We start from the raw sequence: 20,868 nt of genomic DNA, 5'->3' as shown, positions 1-20,868 counted from the left end.
GGACCCATACCCCGCAGCAGAAGTAATTGCGCGAGATCGGAGTTGGCTGTCATCGCCAAACCCAATTTTGTGGCTATGGGTCCCGGCCTGCGCCGGGACGACGGCGTTATTTGCGGACGCTGAGTGCCGGCCTCAGCCCTCAGTCCACCCCGATCGTGGTCAGATCCTGGAACCAGTGCTGCGCCTGGACGAACTGCTTGATCTTCGGCGACAGCGCGTGTGGGTTGGTGTCGTGGACGACCCAGACCAGCGTGGCATCGTCGACGATCAGCGCGTGCGCCTGGGCCAGCAGCGCGTCCTGCTTGGTGCTGTCAAAAGTCTGCTTGGCCTCGTCGATCAGCGCGTCGACCTTCGGGTTCTTGTAGCCGCCCCAGTTGACGCCGACCGGCGCGATCTGGCCCGAATGGAAGAAGCGGACGATGGCGTAGAGCGGGTCCGAGGTGACATAGGCGATGTTGTTGGCGGTGATGCCGGCGTTCATCTCGTCGGCCGCGCCCTTGCGCCAATGCGTATAGAGTGTCTCGAGCTCGACCACCTTGAAGTCGATGTCGATGCCGATCTCCTTGAAGCTCTGCTGCAGGAATTCGTTCATCGGCAGCGACAGCATCTGGCCGGTGCCGCCCTGCGCGATGATGAAGGTGGCCTTCAGCGGCTTGGCCTTGGAGTAGCCGGCTTCCTCGACCAGCTTCTTGGCCGCAGCAGGATCGTATTTCAGCTCGAAGGTCGGCTTGCCGAACCATGGGCTCGACGGGTCGACCTGGCCCTTGGCGGGTTTGGCAAGGCCATTCATCAGGCCGACCACCGCCTCGCGATCGATCGCGAGGTTCAATGCCTTGCGCAGGCGGATATCGGTCCAGGGCGAGCCCGGCAGCACGCTGAGATGATAATTCCAGACATGCGGCGTGACGTTGTCGACGAGCTTCATGCCGGCCGCTTTCAACTGCGGCACGGCGTCCGGCGCCGGCGTCTCGATCAGGTCCACTTGTCCTGCGAGCAGCGCGTTGGTGCGCGTCAGCGCCTCCGGCATCGGCACCAGCACGAGCTTGTCGACCTTGGGAATGCGCTTCTTGTTCCAGTAGTCCGGGTTCTTGCTGAGCTCCGCGAGCTCGCGCGGCACCAGCTTGGTCAGCTTGAACGGGCCGGTGCCGGAGGGCTGGCTGGCGAACTTGTCCCAGTCCTTGCCGAGCTTCTCGTACTGCGTGGGGCTCGATACCAGGAACCACAGCATCTGATAGGGAAAGAACGAGTCGACCGTCTTGGTGGTGATCTCCACCGTGGAATCGTCGATCTTGGCGTAGCTGGCGACCGACGGCAGCCGCGTCTTGACCTGCGCGCTCTGGCGCTTGTCGAATTGCGGCGCCTTGTCGTTGAGCACCTTGTCGAGATTCCAGATCACCGCGTCGGCATTGAACTCGCTGCCGTCGTGAAACTTGACCCCCTTGCGCAAGGTAAAGCGCCATTTGGTCTTGTCGGTGTCGTCGACCTTCCATTCGGTGGCGAGCCCCGGCACCAGCTTGCCGGGTCTGTCGGCGACGTCCATCTCCCAGGCGACCAGCGGATCGTAGATCGTGTAGGCCGTAAACTGATAGGCGCCGGCGCCGCGATCGGGCTGGCCGGTCGTCAACGGAATGTCCGCCATCGAGATGCCGTAGCGCACCACCGTTTCGGCGCGGGCCGAGATTGCGGAAAACGCCAGCGCAAGCACGGCGAGACAGGTCGACAGTCGGATACGCATGGCCCAAGGCTCCAAGGGGAATTGAGGCCGAACTTGCAATCTTGATGCCAGAATAGGCAGCGACGTGCCTTTGCCGACACGTGATCACAAGGACTTGTCGTCGCAGGGGCAATTTGCGGAAAAACTTTCCCCATTGGCATAGCCATTGCATACGTTTGCATCAAAATTAGTCATTGAAAGCCGGAAGAGGACTGAGACGATGCTGATCAAGAAGAACAAGACACGCGCGGCGCTGATCGCGTTGCTGGCACTCGGCAGCGCGGCCGCATGGCCGCGCCTGGCCAGCGCCGAAACCGTGCTGCGCATTGGCATGACCGCTGCCGATATTCCGCGCACGCTGGGCCAGCCCGATCAGGGATTTGAAGGCAATCGCTTCACCGGCCTCACCATGTATGACGCGCTGACCGGCTGGGACTTGTCCTCGGCCGACAAGCCCAGCGTTGTGATCCCCGGCCTTGCCACCGAGTGGAAGGTCGACGATGCCGACAAGACCAAGTGGACCTTCAAGCTGCGCCCCGGCGTCACCTTCCATGACGGCTCGCCGTTCAATGCCGATGCCGTGGTGTGGAACGTCGAGAAGGTCCTGAAGCAGGACGCCCCGCAGTTCGACGCCAGCCAGGTCGGCGTCACCGCCTCGCGCATGCCGACGCTGGCCTCCGCGAAGAAGATCGACGACATGACGGTCGAGCTCACCACCAAGGAGCCCGACAGCTTCCTGCCGATCAACCTCACCAACCTCTTCATGGCGAGCCCGGCGAAGTGGCAGCATTTCTATGACAAGGCGGAAGGCGCCGACGCCAAGGCGAAATCGCAGGCCGCCTGGACCGCGTTCGCCAAGGATGCCGCGGGCACCGGTCCGTGGAAGATGGCGAGCTTCACCCCGCGCGAGCGGCTCGAGCTGGTCAAGAACGCGAGCTACTGGAACAAGGATCGCGTCCCCAAGGTCGACAAGCTGCTGCTGCTGCCGATGCCGGAGGCCAACGCGCGCACCGCGGCGCTGCTGTCCGGACAGGTCGATTGGGTCGAGGCGCCGGCGCCGGACGCGCTGCCCGAGCTCAAGCAGCGCGGTTTCAARCTCTACGCCAATGAGCAGCCGCACGTCTGGCCGTGGCAGTTCTCGCGCGTCGAGGGCTCGCCCTGGAACGACATCCGCGTGCGCAAGGCGGCAAACCTCTGCGTCGATCGTGAAGGCCTCAAGGACGGCCTGCTCGCAGGGCTGATGGTGCCCGCGAGCGGCACCTTCGAGCCCGGCCATCCCTGGCGCGGCAAGCCGACCTTCGAGATCAAATATGACAAGGCTGCCGCGCAAAAACTGATGCAGGAGGCCGGCTTCGGTCCAGCCAAGAAGCTGACGGTGAAGATCCAGACCTCGGCCTCCGGGTCGGGCCAGATGCAGCCGCTGCCGATGAACGAATATCTCCAGCAGGCGCTGGCCGAGTGCTATTTCGACGTGCAGCTCGACGTCATCGAATGGAATACGCTGTTCACCAACTGGCGCCGCGGTGCCAAGGATCCCACCGCCAACGGCTCGAACGCGACCAACGTCACCTACGCGGCGATGGACCCGTTCTTCGCCTTGGTGCGCTTCCTGCAATCGAGCATGGCGCCGCCGGTCTCCAACAATTGGGGCTTCATCAACAATCCCAAGTTCGACGAGCTGGTGAAGAAGGCGCGGCAGACCTTCGATCCGGCCGCGCGCGACGCCGCGCTCGCCGAACTGCACGCGGCCTCCGTCGACGACGCAGCCTTCCTCTACGTCGCCCACGACGTCGGCCCGCGCGCCATGAGCCCGAAGGTGACCGGCGTGATCCAGCCGAAGAGCTGGTTCATCGACTTCTCGCTGGTGTCGATGAATTAGTGAGACGGCCCTGGCTCTATCAGCGCGTCATGCCCGGGCTTGACCCGGGCATCCACGTCTATCCACTTGCGGTCATTCCGGGGCGATGCGYAGCATCGAACTAWGGTGCGCAATTGCGCACCTGAGAATCTCGAGATTCCGGGTTCGATGCTACGCATCGCCCCGGAATGACGGAGTAAGAAGAACGTGGATGGCCGGGACAAGCCCGGCCATGACGATCAAGGTATCTACGCCCTAACCTGAGTAACCGACGTGCTCGCCTATATCGCCAGACGCATCGTCTACGTCATCCCGATCGTCATCAGCGTCGCGCTGGTGTGCTTTCTGCTCGTGCACATCACGCCGGGCGATCCGCTAGTGGCGGTGCTGCCGGCCGATGCATCGCAGGAGCTCGCCGCGCAGCTGCGCGCCGCCTACGGTTTCGACCGGCCGCTGCCGGTGCAGTTCGGCCTGTGGCTGCTGCGTGCCCTTCATGGCGACCTCGGCAATTCCATCGCGACCGGCCGCCCTGTGCTCGCCGAGGTCATGCGCGCGGTCAGCAACACCGTCACGCTGGCGATTGCCGCGGCCATCATCGGCTTCACGATGGGAATCCTGCTTGGCCTGATCGCCGGCTATTTCCGCGAGACCTGGATCGACAAGCTGGCGACCTCCTTTGCCATCGCCGGCGTCTCGGTGCCGCATTACTGGCTCGGCATGGTGCTCGTGATCATCTTCTCGGTCGAGCTGAACTGGCTGCCCGCGGTCGGCGCCGGGCCCGGCGGCTCCGGTGCCTGGGCCTGGGATTGGGCGCACCTGAAATATCTCGTGCTGCCGGCGATCACGACGTCGGTGATTCCGATGGGCATCGTCACCCGCACGGTGCGCGCGCTCACCGGCGACATCCTCTCGCAGGACTTCGTCGAGGCGCTGCGCGCCAAGGGCCTGCACGAGACGGGGGTATTTCGCCACGTCATCAAGAACGCCGCGCCCACCGCGCTCGCGGTGATGGGCTTGCAGCTCGGTTACATGCTTGGCGGCTCGATCCTGATCGAGACCGTGTTCTCCTGGCCGGGCTCGGGCTTCCTGCTCAATTCGGCGATCTTCCAGCGCGACCTGCCGCTGTTGCAGGGCACGATCCTGGTGCTGGCGCTGTTCTTCGTCTTCCTCAATCTGCTGGTCGACATCGCGCAAGCCGCGATCGATCCGCGCATCAAGCGGGGCTAGCGGGATGAGGTGCCCCATAACCCCAGTAAGCGGTTGTGGGACGAGACGACAACCACGAGTTCTCGCCAAACTACCTGTCGTGGCTATGGGTCCCGGCCTTCGCCGGGACGACATTGGAAATTGCGGCAATGAGCGAGCTTCCGTTGTCCGTCCCCAGCGATGCCGCGCTCCAGGCCGCGCCGGCGACCAAGGCGCGCGGCTATTGGGCAACCGTCGGCCGCCGCATCCGGCGCGACAAGGTCAGCATGGCCTGCGCGTTCGTGCTCCTGCTCATCTTCGTGTCCGCGATCCTCGCGCCCTGGCTCGGGCTGGAGGATCCCTACAAGGGCTCGATGATCCGCCGCCTTCGCCATATCGGCACGGTCGGTTATCCGCTCGGCACCGACGAGCTCGGCCGCGACATGCTGGCGCGGCTGATCTATGGCGGGCGGCTGTCGCTGCTGATCGGCATCTTGCCGGTCATCCTCGCCTTCGGCATCGGCATCTCGCTCGGCCTCGTCGCCGGTTATGTCGGTGGCAAGCTCAACACCGCGATCATGCGCACGATCGACGTGTTCTACGCCTTTCCGTCCGTGCTGCTGGCGATCGCGATCTCCGGCGCGCTGGGGGCGGGCATCCTCAATTCCATCGTGTCGCTGACCGTCGTGTTCGTGCCGCAGATCACCCGCGTCGCCGAGAGCGTCACCACCGGCGTCCGCAACATGGATTTCGTCGAGGCCGCGCGCGCCTCCGGCGCGGGGCCCTTCACCATCATGCGCGTGCATATCCTCGGCAACGTGCTCGGCGCGATCTTCGTCTATGCCACCAGCCTGATCTCGGTGTCGATGATCCTGGCGGCAGGTCTCTCCTTCCTCGGGCTCGGTACAAAACCGCCGGAGCCGGAATGGGGCCTGATGCTGAACACGCTGCGCACCGCGATCTACGTCAATCCCTGGGTTGCGGCGTTGCCGGGCGCGATGATCTTCGCGGTCTCGATCTGCTTCAACCTGCTCTCGGACGGCCTGCGCAGCGCCATGGACATCAGGAACTAGGCCATGAGCGAAACCAACGCCTCCGTCGCAATGCTGGAGCCCGTCGAAGACCGCGGCGGCGTCGCGCAGCCGCTGCTTCAGGTCAACGGCCTGACCAAGCATTTTCCGGTTCGTGGCGGATTGTTCGCCGCGAAACGCACCGTGCGCGCGGTGGATAATGTCTCCTTCTCCGTCGCCAAGGGCGAGACGGTCGGCATCGTCGGCGAATCCGGCTGCGGCAAGTCGACCACCGCGCGTCTGCTGATGCACCTGATGCCGCGCGATACCGGCGATATCATCTATGACGGCATGAGCGTCGGCCAGTCCTTGTCGCTGCGCGAATTGCGCCGCGGCATGCAGATGGTGTTCCAGGATTCCTATGCCTCGCTCAATCCGCGCCTGACGATCGAGGAATCGATTGCGTTCGGCCCAAAGGTCCACGGCATGGCCGATGGCGCGGCGCGGGCGCTGGCGCGCGAGCTGCTCGGCAAGGTCGGCTTGCGGCCGGAGAACTTCGCCAACCGCTACCCGCACGAGATTTCCGGCGGCCAGCGCCAGCGCGTCAACATCGCACGCGCGCTGGCGCTGTCGCCGCGGCTGGTGATCCTCGATGAAGCGGTCTCCGCGCTCGACAAATCGGTCGAGGCGCAGGTGCTCAATCTGCTGGCCGACCTCAAGCGCGAGTTCGGCCTGACCTATCTCTTCATCAGCCACGACCTCAACGTCGTGCGCTACATCTCGGATCGCGTGCTGGTGATGTATCTCGGCGAGGTCGTCGAGCTCGGCCCGGTCGACCAGGTCTGGGATAGGCCTGCGCATCCCTATACGCGCGCGCTGCTGGCTGCGATGCCGTCGTCAGACCCGGACCGGCGGACCGAACAGCCGCCGATCACCGGCGATCCGCCCAATCCGATCGATCCGCCCCCGGGCTGCCGCTTCCACACCCGTTGTCCGTTTGCGGAGCCGCTCTGCGCAAATGCGACACCAAAGCTCACTGCGCTGGATAGTATGGGCCACGAGGCCGCCTGCTACATGGCGATCCCGGGTTCGGGCCATAGCCGCGCGCCGAGAGAGGAAACCGCATGACGAGACCGACGACCAAAGAGATCAAGGCGACGGCGCAAATCGCCGGAATCCCCGTCGACGACGAGATCGCGACGCGCATCTCCAATTCCATCGGACCTGCCTTCGAAGGCTTTGCGGCCATCGCCGGCACGCTGCCGTTCGATCTCGAGCCGGCGCTCTACGTGCTCGCGCAGACCCGGAAGGTTTCGAAATGAGCACCGAACCCGCATTGATGACGCTGACCGGGGTCGCGCGCGCGATCGCGATGAAGCAGCTGTCCTCGCATGAGGTGACGCGCGCGCTGCTGAGCCGCATTGCGCAGTGGCAGCCGCATCTCAACGCCTTCATGTCGATCGAAGCGGAGGCGGCGCTGAAGGCGGCCGATGCCGCCGACGCCGCGCTCGCCAAGGGCGAGGTGCGTGGCCCGCTGCATGGCGTGCCGCTGGCGCACAAGGACATGTATTACGACGCAGGCCATGTCGCGACCTGCGGCTCGCTGATCCGCCGCGATTTCGTCGCGACCACGACCTCCACCGCCTTGCAGCGGCTGAAGGACGCCGGCCAGGTCCGGCTCGGCACGCTGCATCTGGCCGAATTCGCCTATGGCCCGACCGGCCACAACGCCCATTACGGTCCGGTGCGCAATCCCTGGAACGTCGCGCACATCACCGGCGGCTCGTCGTCGGGGTCCGGCTCGGCGGTTGCGGCGCGGTTGACCTATGCGGCGCTCGGCTCCGACACCGGCGGCTCGATCCGCATGCCCGCGCATTTCTGCGGCGTCACGGGATTGAAGACCACCTGGGGCCGCGTCAGCCGCGCCGGCGCGATGCCGCTGTCGCAATCGCTCGACACCGTCGGGCCGCTTGCCCGCACCGCCGAGGACTGCGCGCTGCTGCTGGCGCTGATGGCCGGTCCCGATCCCGAGGATTCGACCGCGAGCCACGCGCCGCTGTCGGACTATGTCGCAGCGACCAAGGGCTCGCTGAAGGGCCTGAAGATCGGCGTGCCGTCCTCGTTCTATGTCGACGATCTCGACGGCGAGGTCGCGCGCGTGCTGGACGAGACCATCGCCGTGCTCAAGCGCGAGGGCGCCGACATCGTCACGGTCGAGCTGCCGGATCAGCGGCAATTGTCGTCGGCGAGCCAGCTCGTGCTGGCGGCCGAAGCCGCCGCCTTCCACAAGCGCTGGATGATCGAGCGCCCGCAGGATTATGGCCCGCAGGTGCTGATGCGGCTGCAGAACGGGCTCGCCGTGCCCGCCATCACCTATCTCGAGGCGATGCGCTGGCGTGGGCCGGCGCTCGCCGCGCACAATGCGGCGACCGCCAATGTCGATGCGGTGATCGCGCCGGCCTCACCGGTGCCGGCGCCGACCATCGCGGAGAGCGATGTCGGCGGCGGACCGAACGCGCCAGCGTTGTTGCAGCGGCTGACGCTGTTCACCCGTCCGGTGAATTTCCTCGGCCTGCCGTCGCTGACCGTGCCGTCGGGCTTCACCAGGGCCGGCCTGCCGGTCGGCATGCAGCTGATCGGCCGCTCCTTCGACGAGGCGACCTTGCTCACCATCGGCGCCGCGTTCCAGCGCGTGACCGATTACCACGACCGGGTACCGAAACTGCCGTCATGACAAAGCTCGTCGACATCTCAGGCCTCAACATCTGCTTCACCGGCGAGCGCACGGTCTATGCCGTGAACGATCTCAGCCTCTCGCTCGGCGATGGCGAGGTGCTGGGCTTGCTCGGCGAGTCCGGTTCGGGCAAGAGCGTGACGCTGCGCGCGCTGATGCGGCTGCTGCCGAAGAAGCGCACGCAGATCTCCGGCCGCGTCAATGTTCTGGGACGCGACGTGCTCGCCATGAACGACGAGGAGCTGTCGTCGTTCCGCGGCCAGACCGTCTCGATGATCTTCCAGGAGCCCGCGCTCGCGCTCGATCCGGTCTACACCATCGGCGCGCAGATCGCCGAGAGCGTGGCGCGCCACGAGGGCAAGTCTTATGCGGAGGGCAGGGCACGCGCGCTCGAGATGCTCGAGGTCGTGCGCATCCCTTCCGCCAAGCGCAGGCTCGATGCCTATCCGCACGAGATGTCGGGCGGCATGCGCCAGCGCGCGATGATCGCGTTGGCGCTGGCCTGCCGGCCGAAAATCCTGCTCGCGGACGAGCCGACCACCGCGCTCGATGCCACCGTGCAGATCCAGATATTGTTGCTCTTGCGCGAACTGCAGCGCGAGTTCGGCATGTCCGTCATCTTCGTCACCCACGACATCGGCGTCGCCATCGAGATCTGCGACCGCGTCGCGGTGATGTATGCGGGACAGATCGTGGAGCAGGGCACGTTGCGCGACATCGTCCGCACGCCGGTGCACCCCTATGCCAAGGGGCTGCTCGCCTCGACGATTCACGGCGCGAAGCGGGGGCAGCGGCTCGAGACCATCCCCGGCACGCCGCCGTCGCTGGCCGAGAAGCCGCACAACTGCTCCTTCGCCCCCCGCTGCGCCGTGGCGCAGCCGCGCTGCCTGGAGCAATTGCCGCCGAACGTGGAGGTGGGACCGGGCCGGGCGGCGAGGTGTGTGAACGCGGAAGCGGCGGTGGTTTCTTAGCATCTGGCGAGGTGTCGCTCCGGGGCCGGTGCGCTCCCTCGCCCCGCTCTTGCGGGGAGAGGGTTGGGGTGAGGGGCCTCTCTCCGCGCATGACCATGTCGAGAGACCCGTACCCCCTCACCCGGATCGCAAGGGCGATCCGACCTCTCCCCGCAAGCGGGGAGAGGTGAAGAGCCGCCTGCGCCCGTGGCTACCCCCCTCCCTGCCCCTCCCCGCAAGGGGGGGAGGGAATGAGAGAGCGGTGCGTCTCTCACTTCGAATGCGCGCTCTTTCGAAAATCCTCCACGCCAGCACCGACTTGTCCCGTTTCACCGGCATCGCCCGGCCAAGCGCGGTTCTACTGTGCATGGGGTTGTTTGCGACTTTTTTGCCACCAGGACGCGGCGAACAGCATTCAGACCCCATTCATCCCGGTTCCGGTTCCATAGGGCCGTTCACGGAGAGGGACCTCACTTATGTACATTTCCAACGAAGGCCTGCTCGTCATCCTGTTCGTCGGCCTGGTCGCCGGCTGGCTGGCCGGCAAGCTGGTGCGCGGAACCGGGTTCGGCATCATCGGTGACATCGTGGTCGGCATCGCCGGCGCGCTGGTCGCGAGCTTCCTGTTTCCCAAACTAGGCATTCGCATCGGCACCGGGCTCGTGTCCGAGATCGTCTATTCCACCATCGGCGCGGTCATCCTGCTCGTGGTGGTACGGCTGGTGCGCGGCGGCGGCCGGTTCTAGCGGTCGGGTCCAGTCGATCGGAACTTTCCGCCTCTCCCCGCCTGGGGAGGGGCAAGATGTCTGCAAGAAAAAGCCGTAAGCCTGTGAGATTCCGGATTTGCGTGCGAGGCCGGTCGGGGTAGATGTGGGCCAAAGGGGTCCTGGATTATTCGACTGCGTTGGACAATTGGCGCAAACGCGATCTTAATCCGGGTCAAGTACCCCTGAATTTGCCTTTGAAATCAGGGGTGTTGGCCCCCACCCGAAAGAGATCAGACTGATGGCAGCCGTTCCCGGCCTCCGCCGTTCAGAGCTCGGTGACGCTCTGCGTGCCTGTCGCACGGCGTTTGTCGGCGTCGGCTTGATGAGCTGCATGATCAACCTGCTCTATCTGACCGGGTCGATCTTCATGCTGGAGGTCTATGACCGGGTGCTGCCGAGCCGCAGCATCCCGACGCTGGTCGGCCTGATCATCCTGGCCGGCGGCCTCTACATGGCGCAGGGCGTCCTCGACATGATCCGCGGCCGGATCCTCGGCCGGGTCGGCACCGCGCTCGACGAAGCCCTGAACAAGCGCGTGTTCGACACCATCGTGCGTTTGCCGCTGCTGGTCGGCAACCGCAATGAGGGTCTCCAGCCGCTGCGCGACCTCGACAATGTTCGCTCCTTCCTCGGCGGCATGGGACCGAGCGCGTTCTTCGACCTGCCCTGGCTGCCGCTCTATCTCGCCATCTGCTTCGCCTTCCATGTCATGATCGGGGTCACCGCGCTGATCGGCGCCGTCATCCTGGTCGGACTGACGCTGGTCACCGAGTTCATGTCCCGCCAGCCGGCCCGCGAGGCGATGGGGCTTGCCAATCAGCGCAACGATCTTGCCCAGTCCAGCCGCCGCAATGCGGAGGTGATGGTGTCGATGGGCATGGCCGGCCGGATGAACCAGCGCTGGAGCGAGGCCAACGAAAAATATCTCGCCGGCAATCAGCGCGCCAGCGACGTCGCCGGCGGGCTTGGCGCGGTCGCCAAGGTGCTGCGCATGATGCTGCAATCGGCCGTGCTCGCGGTCGGCGCCTATCTCGTCATCCACCAGGAGGCGACCGCCGGCATCATCATCGCGGGCTCGATCCTCTCCGCCCGTGCGCTGGCGCCGGTCGATCTCGCGATCGCGCACTGGAAATCCTTCGTCGCCGCCCGCCAGAGCTGGCACCGCCTCAGCCGCCTGCTCGAACAGATGCCGGCGCTGGCGACGCCGACCCAGTTGCAGGCGCCCACCAGGCGGCTCTCGGTCGAAGCCGTCTCCATGGTGCCGCCCGGCGATCAGCGCCTCATCGTCCAGGACGTCACCTTTGCACTCGAAGCCGGCAATGGCCTCGGCGTCATCGGGCCGAGCGGCTCCGGCAAATCGTCGCTGATCCGCGCGCTGGTCGGCGTCTGGCAGCCGGTGCGCGGCAAGGTGCGGCTCGACGGCGCGGCGCTCGATCAATGGGCCTCCGACATGCTCGGCCGCCACATCGGCTATCTGCCGCAGGACGTCGAATTGTTCGGCGGCAGCATCGCGCAGAACATCAGCCGCTTCGATCCCGACGCGACCTCCGACGCCATCATCGCCGCGGCGAAAGAGGCCGGCGTGCATGAGATGATCATCAAGATGCGCGAGGGCTACAACACGCAGGTCGGCGAGCAGGGCACCTCGCTCTCCGCAGGGCAGGCGCAGCGCGTGGCGCTGGCGCGCGCGCTCTACGGCAACCCCTTCCTGATCGTGCTCGACGAGCCCAATTCCAATCTCGATACCGAAGGCGACGAGGCGCTGACCCGCGCCATCCGCTCGGCGCGCGAGCGCGGCGCCATCGTCATCGTGGTGGCGCACCGGCCGATCGGCGTCGAGGCGGTCGACCAGATCCTGGTGCTGCGCGACGGCCGTGTGCAGGCCTTCGGGCCGAAGGAGCAGGTGCTCGCCCAGGTGCTCCAGCCCCGCGTCGCGCCGCCGGCGCCGATCAAGATCGTCAGCGAAGGCGGGGTGGCCAAACCATGAGCACGATGGCGATTGGCGGCGGGAAGCCCGCCGCGAAAAGGAGCGTGCGAGAGTCCATCCGGTTTCACCTGATTCTCGGCCTTGCGATCGTGCTTGTCCTCGCCGTCGGTCTCGGCGGCTGGGCCTCCACCGCGCTGATCTCCGGCGCGCTGATCGCGCCGGGCCAGATCGTGGTCGAATCCAACGTCAAGAAGGTGCAGCATCCGACCGGCGGCGTGGTCGGCGAGCTGCGCGCCCGCGACGGCGACGTTGTCAAGGCTGGCGACATCGTCATCCGGCTCGACGACACCGTCACCAAGGCCAACCTCGCCATCGTGACCAAGAATCTCGACGCGGCGCAGGCGCGCGCAGCGCGACTGCAGGCCGAGCAGCGCGGGATCGACAGGATCGAGTTCCCGCAATCGCTGCTCGACCGCGGCAACGATCCCGACGTCAAGACACTGCTCTCCGCCGAAACCAAGCTGTTCGACGTCCGCGTCAACGGGCGCGCCGGCCAGAAGGCGCAGCTTCGCGAGCGCATCCAGCAGCTCAACGAGGAGATCGAGGGCCTCTCCGCGCAGGAGAGAGCCAAGGACAGGGAAATCTCCCTGGTGCAGCAGGAGCTCGTCGGTGTCCGCGATCTCTATGAAAAGCACCTGGTGCAGATCTCGCGCCTGACCACGCTCGAGCGCGACAGCGCCCGCCTCAATGGCGAGCGCGCGCAGTACATCGCCTCGCGGGCGCAGGCCAAGGGCAAGATCACCGAGACCGAGCTCCAGATCATCCAGGTCGACAAGGACATGGTCAGCGAGGTCTCCAAGGATCTGCGCGAGACCAACGACAAGATCGGCGAAATGATCGAGCGCAAGGTCGCGGCCGAGGATCAGCTTCGCCGCGTCGATATCCGCGCGCCGCAGGACGGCATGGTGCTGCAATCGACGGTGCACACGGTCGGCGGCGTCATCACCGCCGGCGACGCCCTCATGCTGATCGTGCCGCAGGCCGACGATCTCCAGGTCGAGGCCAAGGTCAATCCGGTCGATATCGACAAGCTCCAGATCGGCCAGAAGACGCTGCTGCGCCTCTCCGCCTTCAACCAGCGCACCACGCCGGAGCTCACCGGCGTCGTCAGCCGCGTCTCGCCCGACGTCACCACCGACCAGCGCACCGGCCAGAGCTACTACACCATCCGCGTCTCGCTGCCGGCGGAAGAGATCGCCCGCCTCGGCGACGTCAAGATGATCCCCGGCATGCCCGTCGAAGCCTTCGTCCAGACCGGCGACCGCACCATGCTGTCCTACCTGATGAAGCCGCTGCACGACCAGTTCATGCGGGCGTTCCGCGAGAAGTGACGCGCGAAAGCGCGTCATCCCGGAGCGCGCTTGGCGCGCATCCGGGATCCCGCGCCGCGCGCTCGATCTCGTAGGGTGGGTTAGCCCTGCGGCTGCGCGGAGCGCAGCTCGCTAGCGTAACCCACCTCTTTGGTTTCCGCAGGAGCAGAAGTGGTGGGTTACGCTACGCTAACCCACCCTACGCTTCCCCATCTTTGCTATAGTTCGACTCAAGCCCCAGCAACCCGGCGTCGAACCATGCAGACCCCGCCTTCCATCGCCACCGAATCCTTCTCCGACGCTGGCCTCGCCGTCGCCCGCCTCGAACAGATCTACGAGCGCAACACCAAATTCCTGCGTGACCGGTTCGAGGCCTACGTCAACGGCGAGGCGATCACCACGCGCGTGCGGGCCTTCTATCCCTTCGTCCGCGTCACCACTGCGACATATGCGCGGCTGGATTCGCGCCTCTCCTACGGCTTCGTCGCCCGGCCCGGCGTTCATGAGACCAGCGTGACCAGGCCGGATCTGTTCCGGACCTATCTCACCGAGCAGATCGGATTGTTGATCCAGAACCACGGCGTGCCCGTCGAGGTCGGCGAGTCCAGCGAGCCGATCCCGGTTCACTTCGCCTACCGGCGCGACATCAACATCGAGGCGGCCATCACCACCAGCGAGAACTCGCCGGTGACACGATCGCTTCGCGATGCGTTCGACGTGCCCGACCTCGCCACCATGGACGATTCGATTGCCGACGGCACCTTCGAGCTCCAGCCCGGCGCGCCCGAGCCGTTGTCATTGTTTCGCGCCGCCCGCGTCGACTACTCGCTGCGCCGGCTCTACCACTACACCGGGACCGATCCCGAGCATTTCCAGAATTTCGTGATCTTCACGAACTATCAGTTCTATGTCGACGCCTTCGCGCAGCTGTGCCAGCAGCGGCTCCAGGCTGGCGAGGCCGGCCTCGATGCCTTCGTCGCGCCCGGCAACGTCATCACGCTCTCCGGCGGCGCAACGACGGGCATGGCACCCGCGCGCGCGCCGCAGATGCCGGCCTTCCATCTGGTCACGCCCGGCTATCGCGGCATCACCCTGATCAACATCGGCACCGGGCCCTCGAATGCGCGGAACGTCACCGACCACGTCGCGGTGCTGCGGCCGCATGCCTGGCTGATGCTCGGCCATTGCGCGGGTTTGCGCAACACGCAGCGGCTCGGCGACTACGTGCTTGCCCATGGCTATGTGCGCGAGGATCACGTGCTCGACCACGAGCTGCCGCTATGGGTGCCGATCCCGGCACTGGCCGAGATGCAGGTCGCGCTCGAGGAGGCGGTCGAGGACGTCACCGGGCTCGAGGGCTTCGAGCTCAAGCGCCTGATGCGCACGGGCACGGTGGCGAGCGTCGACAACCGCAACTGGGAGATCAGCGGGCCCGAGGTCATTCGCCGGCTGTCGCAATCGCGCGCCGTCGCGCTCGACATGGAATCGGCGGCCATCGCCGCCAACGGCTACCGCTTCCGCGTCCCCTACGGCACCTTGCTGTGCGTCTCGGACAAGCCGCTGCACGGCGAGATCAAGCTCGCGGGCATGGCCAGCGAATTCTACCGCCGCCGCGTCGGCCAGCATCTCGAGATCGGCCTGAAGGCGCTGGAGCGGCTCAAGCAGCAGGAATCGGAGCGCCTGCATTCGCGAAAACTCCGCAGTTTCGCCGAAGTGGCGTTTCAGTAGCGCGTTCCCTCCGACTTGCCGGCAGGATCGGGCAGCAAGACTGTCGCACGCACGACACTGACGTCTCCGTGAGAACGCAAGCATCCCGGAATATCGCTGCCAGAGCAGGGTTATCACCTCGTCCGGGGTCGCGTTGGCAGAAACAGGAGACAGCAATGATCAGATCGATGATCAGATTCGTCGTGCTGGGAATGTTTGGAGCCGCGCTGTTCGCTTCGCCGGCGTTGGCCGCGGGCGGTGGCGGAGGCGGCGGTGGTGGTGGTAGCGTCAGTTCCACGGATCCCTATGCGGGCGCCTATTCAGACCAGAAAGCGCAGCCAGCCTACCCGAGACGCTCCAACCCAAAGGCAACCCAGAAGGGCAAGAAGCCAAACAACCAGTCCAGCATCGACGATCCCGCATTCGCGGCCGGTTACCGCGTGGCCTATGACACGATCTACGAGCGCAACGACTACGCGGCCGCGATCGAGCAGTTGAAGGCGCTTGACCATGACGATCATCCGAACGTCGCCAACCTCATCGGCTACTCCTATCGCAAGCTCGGCGACTACGAGCAGTCGCAGGTCTGGTACGAGCGCGCATTGAAGGCCGATCCGAACCACGTGCTGACCTGGCAGTATTATGGGCTCTGGCAGCTCGAGCGGGGCAACCGCGAGCAAGCGCTCTATCACCTCGGCCGGATTGCATCCATCTGCGGGACCGATTGTGAGGAGTACCGTTCGCTGGCTGCGGCGCTCGATAAGCCGACCGGCACGGCGTTGGCCTACTGAAGGTGGAGAGACGCCGTCTCATGGCGCTGCGCTGGATGGGCTTCGTATGACTGCCATGTCCTCCTGGCGCGGATGGTGACAACGCGTCAGATTTTCAGCATTGTCCCGTTCGGGGGTGCGAACGGGACAATTGGATGCCGCTGACGCGCGACAAAATCATCGGCCATGATCTCGAACGGCTGGCCTTTCGCTTCACGATGTTGAACGACGGCGAGGTCGTGCCGTGTCAGATCAGCGACGCCGCGATGGACGAACTTGCGGGCATGCAGGGCACCGAAAGCAGCGCGCGGCAGGCGCAGTTCTTGTCCCTGCGCGAGACCATCGAGCGGATCGCGTCGGATCTCTACGACGAGGCGCCGCGGTTTCAGGGCTATGTGGTGCGGATTTTCATGAGGCATTTGGCAAGGTAGATGGCCGGGCATGCGGGCAACTTGCCATGGCTGCGAAAGGAATCATTAAGGTCAGCCTGTAGTTGCGTTGGATGGGGGTGACGCGGCGTGAGATCATGCCCGGCAGTAGCCCACGCCATAACGCTCGCATGACCAGACGATCCATATTGCTGCTCGTAGCCGCCGCCCTGCTGGCCGGAAACCTGGTGTATACGCTCCTTGCCGGGCCAAGCGCGTTTGCGCGCGATTTCGATCAGAACATCGCGCGTTTTCCCTTGGCTGCGTCGATCGCCCGCAGCGATCGAAGCCTCAGGGATGTCTTCCTTCGGGAGACCGAAAAGGCGTTCAACGGTGGCGGATGGCCCGCCGCCAATGGTGCGCTCAACATGATCCTGGCTAACGAGATGGAAGCCTATGCCGACGACGAGCACATCAATGCTCTTGACCGGGCGGAGCTGGCGACCTTTCTGAAGCTCGCGAGCAATCCATTGGCGTGCAAGTCCTACCTTTTGGCGGGTTTCCAGCGCGGTGAGTTTCCAGACGCAGCGCAAGAGCTTGCGGATCTTGCGTCGGCACATGGAGCGGCGATCGCAAACGGATTCGAACGTAAAACGAATGGTGTTGCCCGGGCGCAGGCAAGCGACGCGGAGATCACGGCGATCGAAACGCAATTGCGCCTGGGGCCGTTCGCGGAGCTCACCCGGCAAGAACTCGGAGCCCAGGCAAGGTATCTCGACGGCAACCCTGATCTCCTGTGCAGCGCGGCCATCAAGAAGCAGCTCAATCTGCTTTCAGCAGACAGCGCGTACGCTGCTTACGTCTCGCGCATGCGGAGAGCCAGGGAGTGCAAGATTGATATTGTCGAGGTTCGCGCGAAGCTGTGCCGCGAGCCTGGCAGCGGCTTGTCCTGCTCTTAGCGGGGTGCGGTGACACGCCGGGCCGTGGGCTGCGTTACGGCTTGGCGCTGTCGGCGAGATGCTTGCGAAAGAATGCAACAACGTCCGCGTGAAGTCGTCGATGGAAGTCAACGCGATCGAAACCCGGCGCATCGGTGCAGACTGCGGGGGGCTCCTGCGCTTCCTTTGGGGTGCAGGTCGCGAGGAAGGAAAAATGCTTGGCATTTTCCACGAAATGGTAGTCTGGCTTTGCCGGAAGCCTCTGATTCATGGCTGCCGCGCAGCATCCGGATAGACCGTCGGCATTCTGCGCCGGGTCAGAACTCCACAATTGGACCGGCACCGTTATTCCCTTCAGCTTCTCTTCAGGGAAGACGAATACCGGGTAGGGATCAATGATGACGGCGGCCTTGACGCGCGGGTCATGGGTCGCCGGTTGATCAGGAAGCTCGCCGCTTTCGAGTTGTTTGCACGCCTTCAGGCCGGACGTCTCGCAATTCGGCAATCCTTTGCGGAGATCGGGGTTGCCGCCGATGACGACAAGACCGGTGTAGCCACCAAACGAAAACCCGTAGAGCCCGATATGCTGAGTATCGATGCGTGACGCGTCCGGCCACCCTTCCAGCATATAGTCGATCAGCCGGCTCATATCTGTGGGACGCTCGACGAGGACCGAAAGACTATCGGTGCGGCTGGTGTCACGCCAGGTGTCGCCGGGGTGATTGAGCGCTGCCACGACGAATCCAGCGTCCGCCAAAGCCGCCGCAGTGTCGTGGTGACCGCCGAACCATCCTCTCCTGCCGTGCGACATCACGATGAGCGGAAGCTTTTCTCCGGTGATCGGACATGCGGGCACAGCGAAAAAGGTGGCGCCACGTGCATCCATCTCTCGAGGAGGCTCTGCACACGGGGTCCAAACCAACAATCTGATTGCCCGTCCCGCCGGACCGGCCGGAATGTCGAAGTTTTTGACACCGGCCGCTTGCGCCGTTGTTATCCCAAGGACAAGCAGGATAGCGAAGATGAACGCAGGAAGTTGCATCGTTGCTCCTATCGAGCCTGCGCGACGACGCGCAGGCATATAAACCAGGTACGGCGGTCAGAGCATCAGAGGCTCGGCGCGAGTTGGTTCCCCATGCGAGGGCGTTCATCTCTCCAAATTCCGCAGCAACAGCCTCAGCGCCGTCGCCGCGAACACCTGCATATTCGCAAACCGGTCGTTGCTGCCCGTCTCCAGCGTCATCACCTCGGCAGCCGGCCCAGCGACGGCCATGCAGCTGTGGCCGGCGGCATCGCCGTAGCGGTTGCCGGTGGGGCCGGCGGCGCCGGTTTCGGACAGGCCCCAGTCGCAGTTGAAGCGGCTGCGCATCTGCTCGGCGAGCAATGTCGCATAGGGCTCCGAAGACGAACGAAAGCCCTTCATGCCGTCATCCGAAATATCCATCAGCACCCGCCTGGCATCGCGGGTGTAGACCACGGCGCCGCCGAGGAAATAGGCCGACGCGCCGGGCACCGCGAGCAGGCTCGCCGAGATCAGGCCGCCGGTCGAGGATTCCGCGACCGCAATGGTCTGCTTGCGCGCGATCAGTTTGGCGGCGACCTGTTCCGCAATGCCGACGAGATCCTTCATGTCCTGCACCTCTCCATCCCGCAACCGAGCTGCGCCTTCCTAGCATATGACAGCGGCATTGGCCGAGTTGCGGATGACGGGCAGGCCTGCTTGAATGGCAGGGGCAAGACGGCGCGACGAAGCGCTGCGCAAACGTCAAGAGGAAACGAACAAGGGAGACGTCATGGCGTCCCTGATCGCCGGCGGGGTGGATTGYGACGTGCATCCGGCCGTGCCGCATCTGACCAGCCTGCTGCCGTACCTGAACGACTACTGGCGCGATCAGGTGACGACGCGCGGCATGGTCGATCTCGTTTCGCAATCCTATCCGCAGAACTCGCCGATCACGGCGCGGCCGGACTGGCGGCCCGAGAGCGGCAAGCCGGGCGAAAGCCTGGAGGACATGCAGCGCCATGTGCTCGATCCCTTCCAGGTCTCTCACGCCATCTGCAATCCGCTCTACGGCGTGCAGATGGTGTTTTCGGAGGACCTGCAAGCCGCCTTCTGCCGTGCGCTGAACGACTGGCTGGTGAAGGAATGGCTCGATCGCGACAAGCGGCTGCGTGGCTCGATCGTCATCCCCACGCAAAGCGTCGAGAAAGCCGTCGCCGAAATCGAGCGCTGCGCGGAGGACCGGCGTTTCGTCCAGGTGCTGATGCTGGTGATGGGCGACGTGCCGCTCGGCAAGCGCGCGCTGTGGCCGATCTATGAGGCCGCGGAACGGCTGGAACTCCCTGTCGGCGTCCATGCCGGTTCCGCCTATCACAATCCGCCGACCGCGGTCGGCTGGGGTTCCTATCACATCGAGGACTATGTCGGTCAGGCGCAGGCGTTCCAGACCCAGCTCACCAGCCTGATCGTCGAGGGCGTGTTCGTCCGCCATCCCCGGCTGAAGATGGTGATGCTGGAATCCGGCATCTCATGGATCTCGCCCTTTCTCTGGCGTCTGCACAAGTTCTGGCGCGGCGTGCGGATGGAGACGCCCTGGGTCGATCGCGCGCCGCTGGAAATTGTGCGCAGCAACATCCGCTTCTCGTTACAGCCATTTGATGCGCCGCCAGATGAAGTGACATTAATTCGCCTGTTTGATCATATGCAGTCGGACGAATTGGTCCTATTCTCCACGGACTATCCGCACTGGCAGTTCGACGGCCAGGACGCGCTGCCCGAAGGTCTCACCCCCGATCTCGTGCGCAAAATCATGATCGACAATCCACACGCAACCTATCCCCGCCTGACGTGAGCCCACTGCCAAAGGAGGCAAGGCGATGAATATCCAGTTCCGCGAGAGCACCGAAGCCGCTTCCCCCCTGACCGCCAAGGCCGCGATCGCGGACTGCGACATCCACCCGGCACGCGCCACCCGCACCGAGCTCTATCCCTATCTCGCCAAACGCTGGCAGCATCATCTCGAAGTCTACGGCGTCCATGCCTATCAGGGCATGATGGAAGGCCCGCCCTATCCGAAGGCCCAGCCCAATGCGTCGCGCCGCGATGCCTATCCGCCGGAAGGCGGCCCGCAGGGCTCCTCGCTCCCGTTCCTGCAGAAGCAGCTGCTCGATCCCAACAATATCCAGTTAGGGGTGCTCAATCCGCTCAACACCGGGCAGGGCATTCGCAATCACGAGCTCTCGGCCGCGCTGTGCTCGGCCATCAACGACTGGCAGATCGACAAATGGACCTCCAAGGACAAGCGGCTGAAAGCGTCGATCGTCGTCTGCAATGAGGATGGGCTGTCGGCCGCCGCAGAAATCCGCGAGCGCGCCGGCGACAAGAATTTTGTTCAGGTGCTCTTGCTCAGCCGCAATGTCGAGCCGCTCGGCCAGCGCCGCTACTGGCCGATCTACCAGGCCGCGGAAGAGGCGGGTCTGCCCGTCGGCGTCCACGCCTTCGGCTTCGGCGGCAATCCGATCACGCCATCGGGCTGGCCGAGCTACTACATCGAGGAGATGGTGGGCCAT

At 64.9% G+C, this 20,868-nt stretch carries 19 protein-coding genes; 16 read left to right on the top strand and 3 right to left on the bottom strand.

Annotation, left to right across the window (positions count from 1 at the left end; translation table 11 throughout):
* Positions 1-139: 139 nt before the first annotated feature.
* Positions 140-1,735, bottom strand: coding sequence for an ABC transporter substrate-binding protein (locus ACXJL8_RS12880; protein ID WP_456624085.1), 1,596 nt, complete (start codon positions 1,733-1,735; stop codon positions 140-142).
* A gap of 199 nt (positions 1,736-1,934) precedes the next feature.
* Here ACXJL8_RS12880 and ACXJL8_RS12875 point away from each other — a divergent pair, with 199 nt between their 5' ends.
* The 14 genes from ACXJL8_RS12875 (at position 1,935) to ACXJL8_RS12810 (ending at position 17,319) form a co-directional block, all read left to right on the top strand.
* Positions 1,935-3,593, top strand: coding sequence for an ABC transporter substrate-binding protein (locus ACXJL8_RS12875; protein WP_456624086.1), 1,659 nt, complete (start codon positions 1,935-1,937; stop codon positions 3,591-3,593).
* Between the two features lie 252 nt (positions 3,594-3,845).
* Positions 3,846-4,799 (top strand): ABC transporter permease, encoded by a 954-nt coding sequence (locus ACXJL8_RS12870; RefSeq protein ID WP_456624087.1) that lies wholly within the window; start codon positions 3,846-3,848, stop codon positions 4,797-4,799.
* 128 nt (positions 4,800-4,927) lie between these two features.
* Positions 4,928-5,830 (top strand): ABC transporter permease, encoded by a 903-nt coding sequence (locus ACXJL8_RS12865; RefSeq protein WP_456624088.1) that lies wholly within the window; start codon positions 4,928-4,930, stop codon positions 5,828-5,830.
* Between the two features lie 3 nt (positions 5,831-5,833).
* Positions 5,834-6,895, top strand: a complete 1,062-nt coding sequence (locus ACXJL8_RS12860; protein WP_456624089.1) for an ABC transporter ATP-binding protein — start codon at positions 5,834-5,836, stop codon at positions 6,893-6,895.
* A complete protein-coding gene (locus tag ACXJL8_RS12855) occupies positions 6,892-7,089 on the top strand; it encodes a hypothetical protein (RefSeq protein WP_456624090.1) in 198 nt (65 codons plus the stop codon). The genes ACXJL8_RS12860 and ACXJL8_RS12855 overlap by 4 nt, the downstream gene beginning before the upstream one ends.
* Positions 7,086-8,501: an amidase gene (locus tag ACXJL8_RS12850; protein WP_456624091.1), complete on the top strand. Its 1,416-nt coding sequence runs from the start codon at positions 7,086-7,088 to the stop codon at positions 8,499-8,501. Before ACXJL8_RS12855 ends, ACXJL8_RS12850 begins: the two co-directional genes overlap by 4 nt.
* Positions 8,498-9,472: an ABC transporter ATP-binding protein gene (locus ACXJL8_RS12845; RefSeq protein WP_456624092.1), complete on the top strand. Its 975-nt coding sequence runs from the start codon at positions 8,498-8,500 to the stop codon at positions 9,470-9,472. Before ACXJL8_RS12850 ends, ACXJL8_RS12845 begins: the two co-directional genes overlap by 4 nt.
* Before the next feature lie 455 nt (positions 9,473-9,927).
* Complete coding sequence (locus ACXJL8_RS12840; protein WP_456623545.1) at positions 9,928-10,197, top strand: GlsB/YeaQ/YmgE family stress response membrane protein; 270 nt, start codon at positions 9,928-9,930, stop codon at positions 10,195-10,197.
* A 259-nt stretch (positions 10,198-10,456) separates the two neighbouring features.
* Complete coding sequence (locus ACXJL8_RS12835) at positions 10,457-12,205, top strand: type I secretion system permease/ATPase (RefSeq protein ID WP_456623544.1); 1,749 nt, start codon at positions 10,457-10,459, stop codon at positions 12,203-12,205.
* Entirely contained in the window at positions 12,202-13,536 is a 1,335-nt protein-coding gene (locus ACXJL8_RS12830; RefSeq protein WP_456623543.1) for an HlyD family type I secretion periplasmic adaptor subunit, read from the top strand. The genes ACXJL8_RS12835 and ACXJL8_RS12830 overlap by 4 nt, the downstream gene beginning before the upstream one ends.
* Positions 13,537-13,773: 237 nt before the next feature.
* Entirely contained in the window at positions 13,774-15,243 is a 1,470-nt protein-coding gene (locus ACXJL8_RS12825; RefSeq protein ID WP_456623542.1) for an AMP nucleosidase, read from the top strand.
* A 155-nt stretch (positions 15,244-15,398) separates the two neighbouring features.
* Positions 15,399-16,013, top strand: a complete 615-nt coding sequence (locus ACXJL8_RS12820; RefSeq protein ID WP_456623541.1) for a tetratricopeptide repeat protein — start codon at positions 15,399-15,401, stop codon at positions 16,011-16,013.
* Positions 16,014-16,147: 134 nt separating this feature from the next.
* A complete protein-coding gene (locus ACXJL8_RS12815) occupies positions 16,148-16,423 on the top strand; it encodes a DUF1488 family protein (protein WP_456623540.1) in 276 nt (91 codons plus the stop codon).
* A gap of 146 nt (positions 16,424-16,569) precedes the next feature.
* Positions 16,570-17,319, top strand: a complete 750-nt coding sequence (locus ACXJL8_RS12810) for a hypothetical protein (RefSeq protein WP_456623539.1) — start codon at positions 16,570-16,572, stop codon at positions 17,317-17,319.
* A gap of 34 nt (positions 17,320-17,353) precedes the next feature.
* On the opposite strand, the gene ACXJL8_RS12805 is transcribed toward ACXJL8_RS12810, so the two are convergent.
* Together ACXJL8_RS12805 and ACXJL8_RS12800 are read right to left on the bottom strand one after the other, a co-directional pair.
* Positions 17,354-18,340, bottom strand: coding sequence for an alpha/beta hydrolase family protein (locus ACXJL8_RS12805; protein WP_456623538.1), 987 nt, complete (start codon positions 18,338-18,340; stop codon positions 17,354-17,356).
* Positions 18,341-18,445: 105 nt separating this feature from the next.
* Complete coding sequence (locus ACXJL8_RS12800) at positions 18,446-18,928, bottom strand: CinA family protein (RefSeq protein ID WP_456623537.1); 483 nt, start codon at positions 18,926-18,928, stop codon at positions 18,446-18,448.
* A gap of 163 nt (positions 18,929-19,091) precedes the next feature.
* Between ACXJL8_RS12800 and ACXJL8_RS12795 the strand changes: the two genes are divergently transcribed.
* Together ACXJL8_RS12795 and ACXJL8_RS12790 are read left to right on the top strand one after the other, a co-directional pair.
* Positions 19,092-20,150 (top strand): amidohydrolase family protein, encoded by a 1,059-nt coding sequence (locus ACXJL8_RS12795; RefSeq protein ID WP_456623536.1) that lies wholly within the window; start codon positions 19,092-19,094, stop codon positions 20,148-20,150.
* A 25-nt stretch (positions 20,151-20,175) separates the two neighbouring features.
* The coding region (locus tag ACXJL8_RS12790) for an amidohydrolase family protein (protein ID WP_456685068.1) at positions 20,176-20,868 on the top strand (693 nt) is incomplete at its 3' end.

The sequence above is a fragment of the Bradyrhizobium sp. P5_C11_2 genome (assembly GCF_054049755.1).
Note: the sequence above shows the minus strand (reverse complement) of the source record. Positions and strands in the feature narration are given on the sequence as shown.

What these genes read in the sequence shown, in the direction of transcription:
- ACXJL8_RS12880 (WP_456624085.1), bottom strand. Translation starts at nt 1,735, where the DNA reads ATGCGTATCCGACTGTCGACCTGTCTCGCCGTGCTTGCGCTGGCGTTT.
- ACXJL8_RS12865 (WP_456624088.1), top strand. Translation starts at nt 4,928, where the DNA reads ATGAGCGAGCTTCCGTTGTCCGTCCCCAGCGATGCCGCGCTCCAGGCC.
- ACXJL8_RS12860 (WP_456624089.1), top strand. Translation starts at nt 5,834, where the DNA reads ATGAGCGAAACCAACGCCTCCGTCGCAATGCTGGAGCCCGTCGAAGAC.
- ACXJL8_RS12855 (WP_456624090.1), top strand. Translation starts at nt 6,892, where the DNA reads ATGACGAGACCGACGACCAAAGAGATCAAGGCGACGGCGCAAATCGCC.
- ACXJL8_RS12850 (WP_456624091.1), top strand. Translation starts at nt 7,086, where the DNA reads ATGAGCACCGAACCCGCATTGATGACGCTGACCGGGGTCGCGCGCGCG.
- ACXJL8_RS12845 (WP_456624092.1), top strand. Translation starts at nt 8,498, where the DNA reads ATGACAAAGCTCGTCGACATCTCAGGCCTCAACATCTGCTTCACCGGC.
- ACXJL8_RS12840 (WP_456623545.1), top strand. Translation starts at nt 9,928, where the DNA reads ATGTACATTTCCAACGAAGGCCTGCTCGTCATCCTGTTCGTCGGCCTG.
- ACXJL8_RS12835 (WP_456623544.1), top strand. Translation starts at nt 10,457, where the DNA reads ATGGCAGCCGTTCCCGGCCTCCGCCGTTCAGAGCTCGGTGACGCTCTG.
- ACXJL8_RS12830 (WP_456623543.1), top strand. Translation starts at nt 12,202, where the DNA reads ATGAGCACGATGGCGATTGGCGGCGGGAAGCCCGCCGCGAAAAGGAGC.
- ACXJL8_RS12825 (WP_456623542.1), top strand. Translation starts at nt 13,774, where the DNA reads ATGCAGACCCCGCCTTCCATCGCCACCGAATCCTTCTCCGACGCTGGC.
- ACXJL8_RS12820 (WP_456623541.1), top strand. Translation starts at nt 15,399, where the DNA reads ATGATCAGATCGATGATCAGATTCGTCGTGCTGGGAATGTTTGGAGCC.
- ACXJL8_RS12815 (WP_456623540.1), top strand. Translation starts at nt 16,148, where the DNA reads ATGCCGCTGACGCGCGACAAAATCATCGGCCATGATCTCGAACGGCTG.
- ACXJL8_RS12805 (WP_456623538.1), bottom strand. Translation starts at nt 18,340, where the DNA reads ATGCAACTTCCTGCGTTCATCTTCGCTATCCTGCTTGTCCTTGGGATA.
- ACXJL8_RS12800 (WP_456623537.1), bottom strand. Translation starts at nt 18,928, where the DNA reads ATGAAGGATCTCGTCGGCATTGCGGAACAGGTCGCCGCCAAACTGATC.